General features: G+C 70.4%; 13 protein-coding genes and 2 pseudogenes. 8 read left to right on the top strand and 7 right to left on the bottom strand.

From position 1 onward, the window contains the following. Positions 1–192 precede the first annotated feature (192 nt). Entirely contained in the window at positions 193–828 is a 636-nt protein-coding gene (locus MTP03_RS18750) for a nucleoside/nucleotide kinase family protein (RefSeq protein ID WP_371820804.1), read from the top strand. 53 nt (positions 829–881) lie between these two features. Here MTP03_RS18750 and MTP03_RS18745 read toward each other — a convergent pair whose 3' ends face one another. The 6 genes from MTP03_RS18745 to MTP03_RS18720 all read right to left on the bottom strand — a co-directional run bounded on the left by MTP03_RS18745 (position 882) and on the right by MTP03_RS18720 (position 5424). Beyond that, positions 882–1484, bottom strand: a complete 603-nt coding sequence (locus MTP03_RS18745) for a methylated-DNA--[protein]-cysteine S-methyltransferase (RefSeq protein WP_248489497.1) — start codon at positions 1482–1484, stop codon at positions 882–884. Further along, complete coding sequence (locus MTP03_RS18740; RefSeq protein ID WP_248489496.1) at positions 1481–1951, bottom strand: RNA polymerase sigma factor; 471 nt, start codon at positions 1949–1951, stop codon at positions 1481–1483. Before MTP03_RS18740 ends, MTP03_RS18745 begins: the two co-directional genes overlap by 4 nt. Before the next feature lie 69 nt (positions 1952–2020). Beyond that, complete coding sequence (locus MTP03_RS18735; RefSeq protein ID WP_248489495.1) at positions 2021–3064, bottom strand: alpha/beta fold hydrolase; 1044 nt, start codon at positions 3062–3064, stop codon at positions 2021–2023. A gap of 143 nt (positions 3065–3207) precedes the next feature. Further along, a complete protein-coding gene (locus tag MTP03_RS18730; protein ID WP_248489494.1) occupies positions 3208–3513 on the bottom strand; it encodes a DUF1416 domain-containing protein in 306 nt (101 codons plus the stop codon). Positions 3514–3524: 11 nt separating this feature from the next. After that, complete coding sequence (locus MTP03_RS18725) at positions 3525–4352, bottom strand: sulfurtransferase (protein WP_248489493.1); 828 nt, start codon at positions 4350–4352, stop codon at positions 3525–3527. Between the two features lie 256 nt (positions 4353–4608). Beyond that, positions 4609–5424 carry an LmeA family phospholipid-binding protein gene (locus MTP03_RS18720; RefSeq protein ID WP_248489492.1) on the bottom strand — a complete coding sequence of 272 codons (816 nt, stop codon included), beginning with the start codon at positions 5422–5424 and terminating at the stop codon, positions 4609–4611. Between the two features lie 106 nt (positions 5425–5530). On the opposite strand from MTP03_RS18720, the gene MTP03_RS18715 reads away from it, so the two are divergent. The 7 genes and pseudogenes from MTP03_RS18715 (at position 5531) to MTP03_RS18685 (ending at position 12381) form a co-directional block, all read left to right on the top strand. Further along, positions 5531–6265, top strand: coding sequence for a response regulator transcription factor (locus MTP03_RS18715; protein ID WP_248489491.1), 735 nt, complete (start codon positions 5531–5533; stop codon positions 6263–6265). A 1-nt stretch (position 6266) separates the two neighbouring features. Next, positions 6267–7122 (top strand): annotated as a pseudogene (gene mshD / locus MTP03_RS18710) (mycothiol synthase). Between the two features lie 130 nt (positions 7123–7252). Further along, positions 7253–8371: a phosphate ABC transporter substrate-binding protein PstS gene (pstS, locus tag MTP03_RS18705; RefSeq protein WP_248489490.1), complete on the top strand. Its 1119-nt coding sequence runs from the start codon at positions 7253–7255 to the stop codon at positions 8369–8371. Between the two features lie 103 nt (positions 8372–8474). Further along, the gene (gene pstC, locus MTP03_RS18700; protein ID WP_371820803.1) at positions 8475–9476 is read left to right on the top strand and encodes a phosphate ABC transporter permease subunit PstC; all 1002 of its coding nucleotides are present in this window, start codon (positions 8475–8477) and stop codon (positions 9474–9476) included. A gap of 4 nt (positions 9477–9480) precedes the next feature. Then, positions 9481–10395, top strand: a complete 915-nt coding sequence (gene pstA, locus MTP03_RS18695; protein ID WP_248489489.1) for a phosphate ABC transporter permease PstA — start codon at positions 9481–9483, stop codon at positions 10393–10395. A 26-nt stretch (positions 10396–10421) separates the two neighbouring features. Continuing rightward, positions 10422–11198, top strand: coding sequence for a phosphate ABC transporter ATP-binding protein PstB (gene pstB / locus MTP03_RS18690; protein WP_248489488.1), 777 nt, complete (start codon positions 10422–10424; stop codon positions 11196–11198). A gap of 61 nt (positions 11199–11259) precedes the next feature. Next, a complete protein-coding gene (locus MTP03_RS18685; RefSeq protein WP_248489487.1) occupies positions 11260–12381 on the top strand; it encodes an FHA domain-containing protein in 1122 nt (373 codons plus the stop codon). Here the strand turns inward: MTP03_RS18685 and phoU are convergent. Further along, positions 12371–13032, bottom strand: a pseudogene (phoU, locus tag MTP03_RS18680) (phosphate signaling complex protein PhoU). The gene MTP03_RS18685 and the pseudogene phoU sit on opposite strands and share 11 nt — an antisense overlap. Positions 13033–13054: the final 22 nt, after the last annotated feature.

Raw genomic sequence — 13054 nt, 5'->3', positions numbered from 1 at the left:
CGGCCTACTGGCCGTCGGTGAGGACGCGGTACATCACGAAGATCGCGAACGCGAAAATCGCGACCGACGCCACCGCCATGAGGATCTCGAAGAAGATGACCATGTCCCGATACTAGCGCCCGGCCCGCGGTTGCCCGCAACCGCACCCGACGCGAAGAAGTAGGCTCCGGGCAGTCGGACACCACCGGCTCGATGCCCCGAGGAGGCGTGTTGCCGGACTCCTTCGATGCGCTGGTCGCGTCCGCTGCCGCGCTCGCGGCCCGGCCGGGGCGGGCGCTGCTCGGGATCGCCGGGGCGCCGGCGTCCGGGAAGTCGACGCTGGCGGAGCAGCTGGTGGCCGCGTTGGGGGACGACGCGGTGCTCGTGCCGATGGACGGCTTCCACCTGGACGACGAGGTCCTGCGCCGGCACGGCAGCTGGGAGCGCAAGGGCGCCATCGACACCTTCGACGACGCCGGCTTCGCCGAGCTGCTGCACCGCCTGCGCGCGGCCGGGGGCACCGTCTACGCCCCACGGTTCGATCGTGCGCTCGAGGCGTCCATCGGCGGCGCCATCGAAGTGGCGCCGCACGTTCCTCTCGTGGTCACCGAGGGCAACTACCTGCTCGCCGATACCGGCGCCTGGCCGATCGCGAGGGCGGCGCTCGACGAGGTGTGGTTCCTCCGCATCCACCCGGAGATCCGGCGGAACCGGTTGATCGCCCGGCACATCCGGTTCGGTCGTTCGCCCGCGGAGGCGCGCGCCCGGGCCGACGGCACCGACGAGACCAACGCCCGGCTCATCCAGGCGACGGCGCCGCGTGCCGATCGCGTCGTCGACGGGGCCTAGCCCGGCTCGGCCAGTCAGCGTGTGGCGCTCGTCCGAGCGGACCGGGCGGTCGCTCATGCGTCCGACTCCAGCTTCAGCAGGGCGGCTTTCGCCTCGACGCCGCCCACGTACCGGCCGATCCCGCCGTCGGACTTCACCACCCGGTGGCACGGGACAACCACGGGCAGCGGGTTCGTGGCGCACGCGGTGCCGACCGCGCGGACCGCCGCGGGGCTGCCGACGAGTTCCGCCACCTGCTTGTAGCTGAGCGTGGTGCCGTAGCCGATCTCGGGCAGCCGGCTCTGCACAAGCCGCCGGAAGCCGTGCGAGAGTGCGTGATCGAGCGGAAGGTCGAAGACGGTGCGAGTGCCCTCGAAGTACTCGTCCAGCGCGCGCGCCGCCCGGTCCAGGCGGCCCGGGGATCGGAGGATGCGCGGGCTCAGCTTATGCGCCAACGTGTCCAGCACGGCGTCGTGATCCTCACGGGCGTACGCCACGCGGACCAGGCCGCGTTCGGTCGCGGCGAGCAACAGGCTGCCGACGGGGGAGTCGACTGTGGTGTAGGCGATGTCGAGAAGGCCCTCCGTCTCGACGCGGGCGGTGAGCGCGTCGCGGAGCCGGGCGAGGGTCCCGGAATCCGCGGGGGCGGAGAGCAGCCCGGTGATGTTCTCGCTCATGAGAGGTCCTCCCTCGAGTGCGTCGTGCGGAGCTTCTTCAGTCCGTCGGCGGCCGCGCGGCGCGCGGCCTCGACGGTGCCGCCGAGGATCTCGGCGATCTCGGCGTAGGGGAGGTCCGCCGCGTAGCGGTACGCGACGGCCTGCCGCTGCTTGTCCGGCAGGGCCGCCACGGCGACCCAGAGGTCACCGTCGGGCAGCGCGGTGGTGACGGGCCGCTCGGGCACGCTGTCGACGGGGACGGCCCGTCGCCCGGCCGCCCGCACCTGGTCGATCGCCCTGCGGTGCGCGATGGTCACCAGCCAGGCCTCGACGTTGGCGGATTCGGGTAGGTCGGGGTAGCCGCGCAGCGCGGAGAGGAAGGTCTCCGACCACGCGTCCTCGGCGTCGTGCGGGCCGAGGATCGCGCGGCAGACACGCAGCACCGTGCCGGCGTGCTCGTCGACGATGCGCTCGAACGGTGGTTTCACGCGGCCTCTCCTTCGTCCTCGTCTCGATCCTGCCCTGTAGACGTCGCGGAGGAGCGGAACGTGAGATCCCTATCCGGTGTATCCGGGGCGGGAGAGCAGTTCCCGCAGGCCGGCGTCGATGAACGCGGTGTCGACGGGGTTGGCGCCGCCGCCCGCGAAGTGCCCCCAGACGCCGGGGATCACCCGCACCTCGCCGTGCTCGATGAACTGCGAGGCCCACTCCTCGTCCTCGGGCGGGAAGTAGAGGTCCTTCTCCGCGGGCATCGCCAGCAGCGGGCACGTGATCGAGCGCAGCGCGGCCTCGTGGTCACCGTCGAAACCGGGGGTGTTGCCGACGTTCCCTGCGTGCCACGTGCCGATCATCGCGATGAGGTTGTTGGGGTCGCGGCCGTCCCGGAAGAACTGCTCCCAGAAGCCGTAGAGGAAGTCGTCGAGCGAGGTGAAGCCCAGCTCGCGCCACGTCTCGTGCCAGTAGAAGGCCTGGGAGAAGCCCCATCCCGAGTAGATCCGCGCGAAGGCGCGCAGGCCCTTGATCGGCGGGCGCGCGGGGTCGTAGTCGCCGTCGGCCCACGCCGCGTCGGCTCGCAGCGCCTCGCGGAGCGACTCCAGGAACACCTGGTTGTGCGGCGCGGTCCGGCTGGAGCCGCAGAACGGTGCCGCGCGCTGCACCATCTCGGGGTGGCTCACCGCCCACTGGTAGGTCTGGCCCGCGCCCATCGACCAGCCGGTGACCAGCGCGATCGTCGAGATGCCCCACTTCTCGGTGAGCAGCCGGTACTGGGCCTCGACCTGGTCGTAGAAGGTGACGAGGGGGAACCGGGCGTGGTCGTACGGCGAGGCCGCGTTCGACGGGGACGTCGACAGCCCGTTGCCGAGCATGTTCGGGATGACGATGAAGTACTCGTCCGGGTTCAGGGTCTTGTCGGTGCCCACGAGCCACTCGTTGTCGGTGTGCCAGCCGGAGTACCAGGTGGGGTAGACGATCACGTTGGACTTGTCGGCGTTGAGGGTGCCGAAGGTCTTGTACGCGAGGCGGGCCCCGCGCAGGGTGTGGCCGGACTGCAGCGTGACATCGCCGAGCTCGAAGAACTCGGCGTCGGAGGGAGCGGGCACGGTGGACTCCTCGGGTAGCGGGTGCGCACAGAAAGTACCGATCCGGTACTGATGTCGACGCTACCCGTCCGATTTCCGCCGGGCGGCGGAAACGGAAGGGCGCGCACCCGGGATCCGGATGCGCGCCCCTCACGTGACGGGGTCTACTTCGAGACGGTGATGTCCTGGTTGTAGACGCCGTTGGCCTCGGGCGAGACCTGGATGTCGCCGTTGCCCACGGAGGACAGGGCGCGCAGCGTCCAGGTGCCCGGCGCCGCGAAGAAGCGGTAGTCGCCGGTGCCGGAGGCGACGACCTCGGCGGTGAACTCGCCGGTGCCGTCGAGCAGGCGCACGAACGCGCCGGCCACGGGGTTACCGGCACCGTCGAGGACCTGACCGGTCAGCACGGTCTCCTTCTCGACGTCGACGCCGGCGGGCAGGACCTGACCCTGCTTCGGTGCTCCACACATATCGGTGTTCCTTACTTCTCGATCGGGGCGCCGACGAGGGAGCCGTACTCCACCCACGAGCCGTCGTAGTTCTTGACGTTCTTCTTGCCGAGGATCTCCTGCAGCACGAACCAGGTGTGCGAGCTGCGCTCCCCGATGCGGCAGTAGGCGATGGTCTCCTTGGCGTCGTCGAAGCCCTTCTCCGCGTAGAGGGCCGAGAGGTCCTCGTCCGACTTGAAGGTGCCGTCCTCGTTGGCGGTGGTCGACCACGGGATGTTGATCGCACCGGGGACGTGGCCGCGCTGCTGCGCCTGCTCCTGCGGCAGGTGTGCCGGAGCCGAGATCTTGCCGGAGAACTCGTCGGGCGAACGCACGTCGATGAGGTTCTTCTTGCCGATCGAGTCGATCACCTCGTCGCGGAACGCGCGCAGCGACAGGTCGACGGGCTTGGCCTGGTAGTTCGTGGCCGGGCGGGAGACCGCGTCGGTCGACAGCGGGCGGGCGTCGAGCTCCCACTTCTTGCGGCCGCCGTCGAGCAGCTTCACGTCCTGGTGGCCGTACAGCTTGAAGTACCAGTAGGCGTACGCCGCGAACCAGTTGTTGTTGCCGCCGTAGAGCACCACGGTGTCGTCGTTACCGATGCCGCGCTCGGAGAGCAGCTTCGAGAAGCCCTCCTGGTCGAGGAAGTCGCGGCGGATCGGGTCCTGCAGGTCCTTGCGCCAGTCGAGGCGGACGGCGCCCTTGATGTGGTTGTCGTCGTAGATCGACGTGTCCTCGTCGACCTCGACGAAGACGACACCGGGGGTGTCGAGATTCTGCTCAGCCCAGTCTGCGGAGACCAGGACGTCGGAGCGAGCCATGAGGATCCCTTTCGTTGATACCTATGGACGTGCGATGAAGGCGCGAACGCTACTTCGAGGGGATGCGCGGATGCGCTGGGAGGGCGGAATGGGTACGTCGCACCACGGCGAGTGGGCACCCGGCCCGGGGATTGCGGGACTAGCCCAGACAGCGACAACCGGCCATACGGCACAGATCGACCGCCAGACGGCGGGTGAGCAGCAGCTCACAGCGGTTGCGCATGGCATCCAGGATACGCGAGCCGCGGCGCGCCCGTCACGGGAGGGGCCGGTAGAAGGCGCCGGGCGTCACCGTCACACCGTCGGCCTCGCCGAGCAGCACCACATCGGCGTTCTCGCCCCGCGCGCCCGTCGGCCGGACTCCGAACGGCAAGGCCATGGTGGGGAGGACCTTGGTGAACGCCTGCAGCACCGCCGGCTCCTCGCCGGGCTGCAGCTCCGCCTTCAGGTGGTCCTCGGGGCCGGTATAGATCCCGGTGGCGCGAATGGCGATGGCGTCGCCCTGGGCGGAGAAGTCCGCCGCCACCGAGACCGCGACGGTGCGCTTCGGATCGGCCGCGGTCGGGAGCGGCACGGTGCCGGTGAGCACGATCCCCGTCGACGCCTTGACGTACCCGTCGGCGGGGCTCCCGGCCCCGGGCTTCTTGGGCGCCGGGGTGTGCACCTGCAGGTCGACGATGCCCATGAACCGCCCGACCGCCTTCTGGTCCAGGCGCACGCGCGATTCGATGTGCCCGGCGCGGATCGGGGTGCCGGGCCCGAACGAGGGGACCAGACCGCCGGGGATGCGGACCCCGGTCAGCTCCGCCTCCAGCCGCGCGGACTTGTCGCGCACCTGCGCCGGCACGGCGATCGTGAGTTTCGCGTGGTCACCGCCCGAGGTGAGGTACGGGAACCCGCCGATCGTGACCTCGGGATCGTTCGCGAGTCCGGCGGCGGCCCGCAACTCGCGCGAGAGGCGGTACTCCGCGGCCGCGGCGGTGCCGAGTTCGGCGAGGAAAGCGATCGTCAGCAGTGCCGCGACGGCCAGCAGGCACCGCCTGATCCACGCCCGTCCCCGCCCCTGCGTCACACCGATCCCTCTCGTTCGCACCCGCGCCGACACGCACCGCGTCCTGACCACCGCTATTCTGACATTCGTCGTTCTGCCGCCGATCGTCGCGCACAGGGGAGGGTACGTGGATCTGATACTGCTCACCTCCGACCCGAAGCCGGACACCGTCCTGCCGTCCCTGTCGCTGCTGGCGCACGCCGTGCGGCCGCTGCCGGCCGACGTGTCGTCGCTGCTCGAGATCGGTGCCGCCGACGTCGCGCTGGTCGACGCGCGCACCGATCTCGTCGCCGCGCGCGGGCTGTGCCGGTTGCTCGGTACCACCGGCGGAGGCACGGTGCCGGTGGTCGCGGTGCTGACCGAGGGCGGGCTCGTCGCGGCGAACGCCGACTGGGGGCTGGACGACTTCCTGCTGCCCTCCATCGGCCCGGCCGAGATCGACGCGCGGCTGCGGCTGGTCGTCGCTCGCCGTGCCGGCTCCGGCGAGGACGAGGTCGCGGACAAGATCGCACTGGGAGAGCTGCTCATCGACGAGGGCACCTACACGGCGCGCCTGCGCGGCAAGCCACTGGACCTGACCTACAAGGAGTTCGAGCTCCTCAAGTTCCTCGCGCAGAACGTGGGCCGCGTCTTCACCCGTGCGCAGCTCCTGCAGGAGGTCTGGGGCTACGACTTCTTCGGGGGCACGCGCACCGTCGACGTGCACGTCCGGCGCCTGCGCGCCAAGCTCGGCGCCGAGCACGAGGGCATGATCGGCACGGTCCGTAACGTGGGCTACAAGGCCGTGCGGCCCGTGCGCGGCAAGAACGAACGTCCCGTCGAGGACATGGAACCGACGGACGAGGACCTCGAGGAGGCCTGACATGACGGCAGTGCAGCGCGGGCCCGTCGCCGACCCGGACGCCGTGCGGGCCATCGCCGCCGAGGCCGAGGCCGCCGACGGCGTCGCCCCGCTGTCCGAGCAGTTCCTCCTGGGGATCGAGGGCGACGGTCCGCATCTGGTCGCGCCCGCCGGGTACGCCGGTGTCGTGGTGCCGCCCGCAGGCGGCCCCGGTGCGGCGGAGGTGGTCGTGGCACCGTCGGGGCGCCGACGGGGCCTGGGCCGCGCTCTGGTGACCGGGGCCCTCGAGCTCGTGGGCGACGGCGGCACGGTGTGGGCGCACGGTGACCTCCCGGCCGCGCGCGCCGTCGCCGCCGGCCTGGGCCTGACGGCCGTGCGCATCCTGCTGAACCTGCGCCGGCCGCTCACCGGGGCGGAGCCGGCACCGTCGAACCCCCGGGCGTGCGCGTGCGCACCTACGCCGGCCCCGCGGACGATGCGGCGATCCTCGCCGTGAACAACGCGGCGTTCGCGTGGCACCCCGAGCAGGGCGGCTGGGGACAGGAGCAGATCGACGAGCGGACCGGCGCCGACTGGTTCGACCCGGCGGGGCTGTTCCTGGCGGTCGGTGACGAGGGTGAGCTCCTGGGGTTCCACTGGACGAAGGTCGCGGACCCGGAGACCGGGCTGGGCGAGGTCTACGTCGTGGCGGTCGCCCCGGAGGGGCAGGGACGGGGCCTGGGAAGCTGCTGACCGCCGTCGGAATTCATTACCTGGCCGAACGAGGGTTGCGGGAAGTGGAGCTGTACGTCGAGGGCGACAACACCGCAGCGCTGCGCACATACGCCGGAACGGGGTTCGTCGAGCACGTTCGACACGTGGCGTACGCGTTACGGTAATGCACTTGACCTGGGGTGTTTGCCTGCGGTTCACCCGGGACACCCGATTCGGACACCAAGCCTCCTTAGGTTGCTGGGTGACACCCGTACACCGGTGTGAACAGTCCTGACCCGACCCGGAGGAATCTCGGTGAACTTCAAGCGTGGATCGTCTGTGGCCGTCGCCGCAGTAGCAGCCCTGTCCCTGACCCTCTCGGCCTGTGGCAGCGAGGAGTCGGCCGACGCGTCGTCGAGCGGTGCCGCCGGCGGCTCGGGCGTGCAGTGCGACGGCAAGCTGCAGCTCAAGGGGAGCGGCTCGACGGCGCAGGCCAACGCCATGACGGTGTTCAAGAACGCCTTCGCGCAGGACTGCGACGGCGCGAACGTCGACTACAGCGGTAACGGCTCGGGCCAGGGCATCACCGAGTTCACCTCGGGCCTGACCAACTTCGGCGGCTCGGACTCGCCGCTGAACGCCGACCAGGCGAAGAAGGCCGAGGAGGAGTGCGGCGCCCCCGCCCTGAACCTGCCGCTCGTCTTCGGTCCGATCGCGGTCTCCTACAAGCTCGGCGACCTCTCCCTGAACCTCTCCGCCCCGACCCTGGCGAAGATCTTCAGCGGCGTGGTCACCAAGTGGAACGCCCCTGAGATCGCGGCGGAGAACCCGGGCACCGCGCTGCCCGATACGGCGATCACCGTCGTCTTCCGCTCCGACGAGTCCGGCACGACCGAGAACTTCCAGAAGTACCTCGCGTCCGCTGCGCCGGCCGAGTGGTCCGCCGACAAGAAGGGCAAGTCCTTCAAGGGCGGCACCGGCCAGGGCGCGAGCGGCAACGCCGCCGTCGCCGCGACCGTGAACAAGGCCGAGGGCACCATCACCTACGCCGAGTGGAGCTTCGCCAAGGCGCAGAAGCTGCAGGTCGCAAACATCATCACCTCCGCCGGCCCCGAGGCCGTGAAGCTCTCGAACGAGTCGGTCGGCAAGACCATCGAGTCGGCGAAGTTCAAGACCCCGGGCAGCAAGGACCTGGTCATCGACACCGAGGGCTTCTACAAGCCGACGGCCACGGGCGCCTACCCGATCGTGCTCGCGACCTACGAGATCGTGTGCTCGAAGTACTCGGACGCCGAGGTCGGGAAGGGTCTGAAGACCTTCCTCAAGGTCGCGGCCAGCAAGCCGGCGCAGGACCAGCTCGCGGGCCAGGGCTACGCCCCGATCCCCGAGTCCTTCCGCACGACGCTGAACGCGTCGATCGATTCCATCCAGTAACACGACGCACCTGCTGGACCGGGCGTTCGTGCGCGACGATGGAGCGCACGACGCCCGGCGCGGCCGGAAGGACAGCCACGCGATGGCCGAACAACGGGGATTCATGACCGCAGAGGATTCGACGAGACCGGAGGCGGACGGCGTACCGTCGACCCTCCCGGCGGACGGTGACGGTCCGACCACCTTCGAGGGCGGCACCGGCCGCATGGAGAAGGTCTTCAAGTGGGCGGCGTACGGTTCCGGGATCCTGCTCGTCGTGATCATCGCGCTGATCTTCCTGCAGCTCGTGGTGCAGGCGATCCCGGCGCTGTCGAAGAACAACGCCAACTTCCTCACCAGCTCCGAGTGGCAGACGAACCCGTCGAACATGCGGTTCGGCATCCTCGAGATGCTCAAGATCACGGTGCTCTCGTCGGTGATGGCGCTGATCCTCGCCGTGCCGGTGGCCGTGGGGATCGCGACCTTCCTCGTGCAGTACGTCCCGCAGCGGCTCTCGCGGCCGCTCAGCGCCGTGATCGACCTGCTGGCCGCGGTCCCGTCGATCATCTACGGCCTGTGGGGCATCTTCGTGCTCGCGCCGTTCCTGGTGCCGCTGCAGCGCTGGCTCAACGAGAACCTCGGCTGGTTCTTCCTGTTCAAGACCGGCAACGTGGAGCTCTCGCTCGGTTCGACGGTGTTCACTGCGGGCATCGTGCTCGCGATCATGATCCTGCCGATCATCACCTCGATCACCCGCGAGTCGCTGCGGCAGACCCCGGTCGCGCACCAGGAGGCCGCGCTGGCGCTCGGCGCCACCAAGTGGGAGGTCATCCGGCTCACGGTGTTCCCGTACGGCCGGTCCGGCATCGTCGCCGGCTCCATGCTGGCGCTGGGCCGCGCGCTGGGCGAGACCATCGCGGTGCTGATCATCCTGTTCGCCGCCACCAAGACCTCCATCTGGTCGCTGTTCGACAGCGGCTACACCTTCGCTTCGAAGATCGCCTCCGCCGCCGCTGAGTTCGACAACGTCGACCAGCGCGGCGCCTACATCGCCGCCGGCCTCGTGCTGTTCGTGCTCACCTTCGTGGTGAACGCGGTCGCCCGCTGGATCGGCGGGGACGGGTGAACGGATGACCGCCGCAGATCTGGACAGCGTCGCCAAGAGCGGCACCGTCTTCCACCGCACCTCGACCGCGCGCCGGATCAAGAACAACGCCGCCGCCATCGTCTTCGGTGCCTGCTTCCTGCTGGCCCTGGCGCCGCTGGTCTCGCTGCTCTACATGGTGATCGCGAACGGCGTCCCGGCGATCGTCGACCCCGAGTGGTGGAGCAAGTCGATGGTCCGCGTGGCGCCCGACTCGTACGCGGGCGGCATCCGGCACGCCCTGTACGGCACGCTCGTCCAGGCCGGCATCGCGACTCTGTTCTCGGTCCCGATCGGCGTGATGGTGGGCATCTACCTCGTCGAGTACGCCGAGGGCACGCGCCTGGGCAGGATCACGACCTTCATGGTCGACGTGCTCGCCGGCATCCCGTCGATCGTCGCGACGCTGTTCGTGTTCGGCGTGTGGATCACGACCTTCGGCATGCCGCAGTCGGCCTTCGCGGTGAGCCTTGCGTTGATCCTGCTCATGGTCCCCGTCGTGGTGCGCTCCACCGAGGAGATGCTCAAGCTGGTGCCGAACGAGCTCCGCGAGGCCTCGTACGCGCTCGGCGTCCCCAAGTGGAAGACCATCCTGCGCATCGTGCTGCCGACCGCCGCGTCGGGCATGGTGTCCGGCGTCTTCCTCGCCATCGCCCGCGTGGTCGGCGAGACCGCGCCCGTGCTGCTGCTCGTGGGCATCAGCGACCGGATGAACTACGACGTCTTCAACGGCAACATGTCGTCGCTGCCGCTGTTCATCTACGACCAGTACCGCAACAACCCGGGCGCCGTCGGCGAGTACCGGGCCTGGGGCGCCGCCCTGACCCTGGTGATCCTGGTGGGCATCGCGAGCGGCCTGGCCGCGCTGATGTCCCGCCTGCTCGCGCCGAAGACGAAATAACTCCGGGTAAGGAAGAGAGAACTGTCATGGCCAAGCGCCTCGACATCAAGGATCTGAACATCTATTACGGCGCGTTCCACGCGGTCAAGGACGTGACCCTGACGGTGCCGCCGAACTCCGTCACGGCGTTCATCGGGCCGTCGGGCTGCGGCAAGTCGACCGTGCTGCGGTCGATCAACCGCATGCACGAGGTGACCCCGGGCGCGCGCGTCGACGGGCACATCACCCTCGACGGCACCGACATCTACGGGCCCGGCGTCGACCCGGTGGGCGTGCGCAAGACCATCGGCATGGTGTTCCAGCGCCCGAACCCGTTCCCCACGATGTCGATCCGCGACAACGTGGTGGCCGGGCTGAAGCTGCAGGGCATCCGCAGCAAGGCGAAGCTGGACGAGATCGCCGAGTCGTCGCTGCGCGGCGCGAACCTGTGGGACGAGGTCAAGGACCGGCTGAACAAGCCCGGCGGCGGCCTGTCCGGCGGCCAGCAGCAGCGGCTGTGCATCGCCCGCGCGATCGCCGTGAGCCCCGACGTGCTGCTCATGGACGAGCCCTGCTCGGCCCTCGACCCGATCTCGACGCTGGCCATCGAGGACCTGATCGGCGAGCTCAAGCAGCAGTACACGATCGTGATCGTCACGCACAACATGCAGCAGGCCGCGCGCGTGTCCGACCAGACCGCGTTCTTCAACCTCGAGGCCACGGGCAAGCCCGGCCAGCTCATCGAGATCAACCCGACCGAGAAGATGTTCTCGAACCCGGACGAGCAGGCCACCGAGGACTACATCTCCGGGCGCTTCGGCTGACCGGATCCCGCGGCCCGTCACATCGTTCGGGCCCGTCGGACCCCGGCGGTAAGCTCGCACCGTGACCGCGCAGTACTCGACCGTGCTCCCGGGCGACCGCGTGGTCGCCCGGGTGCGCGAGGCGGTCCTCGTTGTCGACGCGCCCGCACTCGGCGCCTCCGCGGAGGCCTCGGCCCTCGCCGCGGCCATCGACGTCGACGGCGCGCTAGCCCCCGTCCTCGAACCCCTCACGGGAGTGCCGTACGCGGTGGTCCAGGTCGCGGGGTCCGAGGTGCGCGCCCTCCTGCGCGGCGCGCCCGACACGGCGCCGGAGCGGCTGCTGACCGTCGCGATCTTCACCTCGGCGTCCGCGGCCACTCCCGCGCACGTCCTGCACGCCGAGGCCGAGTTCGTCGAGCGCGTGGCGCCGCTGGGGCCGGGCGCGGTGGTCACGGTCACCGTCGGGCCGCCCCCGTCCCCGGGCCCCGTCTGCGGGCCCACGGCCCTGCACCTGCTGCGCGGGGCGGTGCCGGGCGCCGGCGCGGTCCTCTGGTCCGACGAGTCGCTGCAGCCCGAGGGCGACGCCGACATCGTGACCGACGCCTTCCCCGCCGACGCGCCGACCAACGAGGAGCCCACGGGCGTGAGCCCGCTGTTCGCGGCCACCGAGTACGACGTGGAGGTGCGGGGCCCGGAGGAGGTTCCCGCCGCCGGCCCCCTGGTCGAGGGCCGACGGTGCGCCTTCGGTCACCTCAACGCTCCGCACGCGGGCTACTGCTCGCGGTGCGGCGCGCTGGTGGACCGGCGCGCCCCGCTCGAGGCCGGCCCGCGGCCGCCGCTCGGCCTCCTGGTCGCGGACGACGGGACGGCGTTCGTCGTGGAGACCGACATGGTGATCGGCCGCGACCCGTCGGCCTACACGGCGCAGCGCGGGGGCCGGGCGTTCGACGGTGCCGGGCGGCTCGCGCCGATCGTCCTGCAGGACCGCACCGGCGCGCTCTCGCGCGCCCACCTGGAGATCCGGATCGACGGCTGGCAGCTGCTCGCGGTGGACGTCGGCTCGGCGAACGGCACCTGGGTACGCCCGCCGGCCGCGGCCGCGCCGCTCCGCCTGCCCCCGGGCCAGCCGGTGCCGCTGGCCATGGGCTCCGACATCCACCTGGGCGGGCGGATCCTGCAGCTGCAGGAGGTGGTTACGGCGTGACGTCGGCGGTGGGCTCGGCCTGGCCGGTGGCCTGGAAGATCACCCGGCGGCCGATCTCGACCGCGTGGTCCGCGAAGCGCTCGTAGTAGCGGCCCAGCAGCGTCACGTCGACCGCCGCGGCCACGCCGTGCTTCCAGTCCCGGTCCATGAGCACCGTGAACAGGTGCCGGTGCAGGTCGTCCATCGCGTCGTCCTGCTCCTCGATCTCCGACGCCTGCTTCGGGTCCTGCGTGACGAGGACCTCGCGGGCGGAGTTGGCGAGTTCGACGGCGAGGCGGCCCATCTCGGCGAAGTAGCCGTTGACCTCCTCGGGGAGGGTCTTGTTCGGGAACCGGCGGCGGGTGACCTTCGCGACGTGCAGCGCCGGGCTCCCATGCGGTCGACGTCGGCGACGATCTGGAAGCCGGAGACCACGATCCGCAGATCGCCGGCGACGGGGGCTTGGAGGGCCAGCAGGGAGAAGGCCTCCTCCTCGGCGCGGCGGCTCAGGCGGACGATCTCGTCGTGCTCGGTGATGACCTCCTCGGCGAGGGCGAGGTCGGCCTGCAGCAGCGAGTTGGTGGCCTTCTCCATGGCCACACCCGACTTGCCGCAGATGTCACCGAGGATGTCGTTGAACGCAGCCATCTGCTGCGTGTACGCGGTACGCATGGGCGCAGTATATCGGGCGTTT

Source organism: Tsukamurella sp. PLM1 (assembly GCF_023168325.1).
Taxonomy (GTDB): Bacteria; Actinomycetota; Actinomycetes; order Mycobacteriales; family Mycobacteriaceae; genus Tsukamurella.
The sequence above is the reverse complement of the archived record's forward strand: the minus strand, read 5'-3'. Positions and strand labels throughout refer to the sequence as shown.

Coding starts and splice junctions, on each gene's coding strand:
- MTP03_RS18725 (WP_248489493.1), bottom strand. CDS start 4,352: ATGGCTCGCTCCGACGTCCTGGTCTCCGCAGACTGGGCTGAGCAGAAT.
- pstC (WP_371820803.1), top strand. CDS start 8,475: ATGACCGCAGAGGATTCGACGAGACCGGAGGCGGACGGCGTACCGTCG.
- MTP03_RS18745 (WP_248489497.1), bottom strand. CDS start 1,484: ATGAGCGAGAACATCACCGGGCTGCTCTCCGCCCCCGCGGATTCCGGG.
- MTP03_RS18730 (WP_248489494.1), bottom strand. CDS start 3,513: ATGTGTGGAGCACCGAAGCAGGGTCAGGTCCTGCCCGCCGGCGTCGAC.
- pstA (WP_248489489.1), top strand. CDS start 9,481: ATGACCGCCGCAGATCTGGACAGCGTCGCCAAGAGCGGCACCGTCTTC.
- pstB (WP_248489488.1), top strand. CDS start 10,422: ATGGCCAAGCGCCTCGACATCAAGGATCTGAACATCTATTACGGCGCG.
- MTP03_RS18750 (WP_371820804.1), top strand. CDS start 193: ATGCCCCGAGGAGGCGTGTTGCCGGACTCCTTCGATGCGCTGGTCGCG.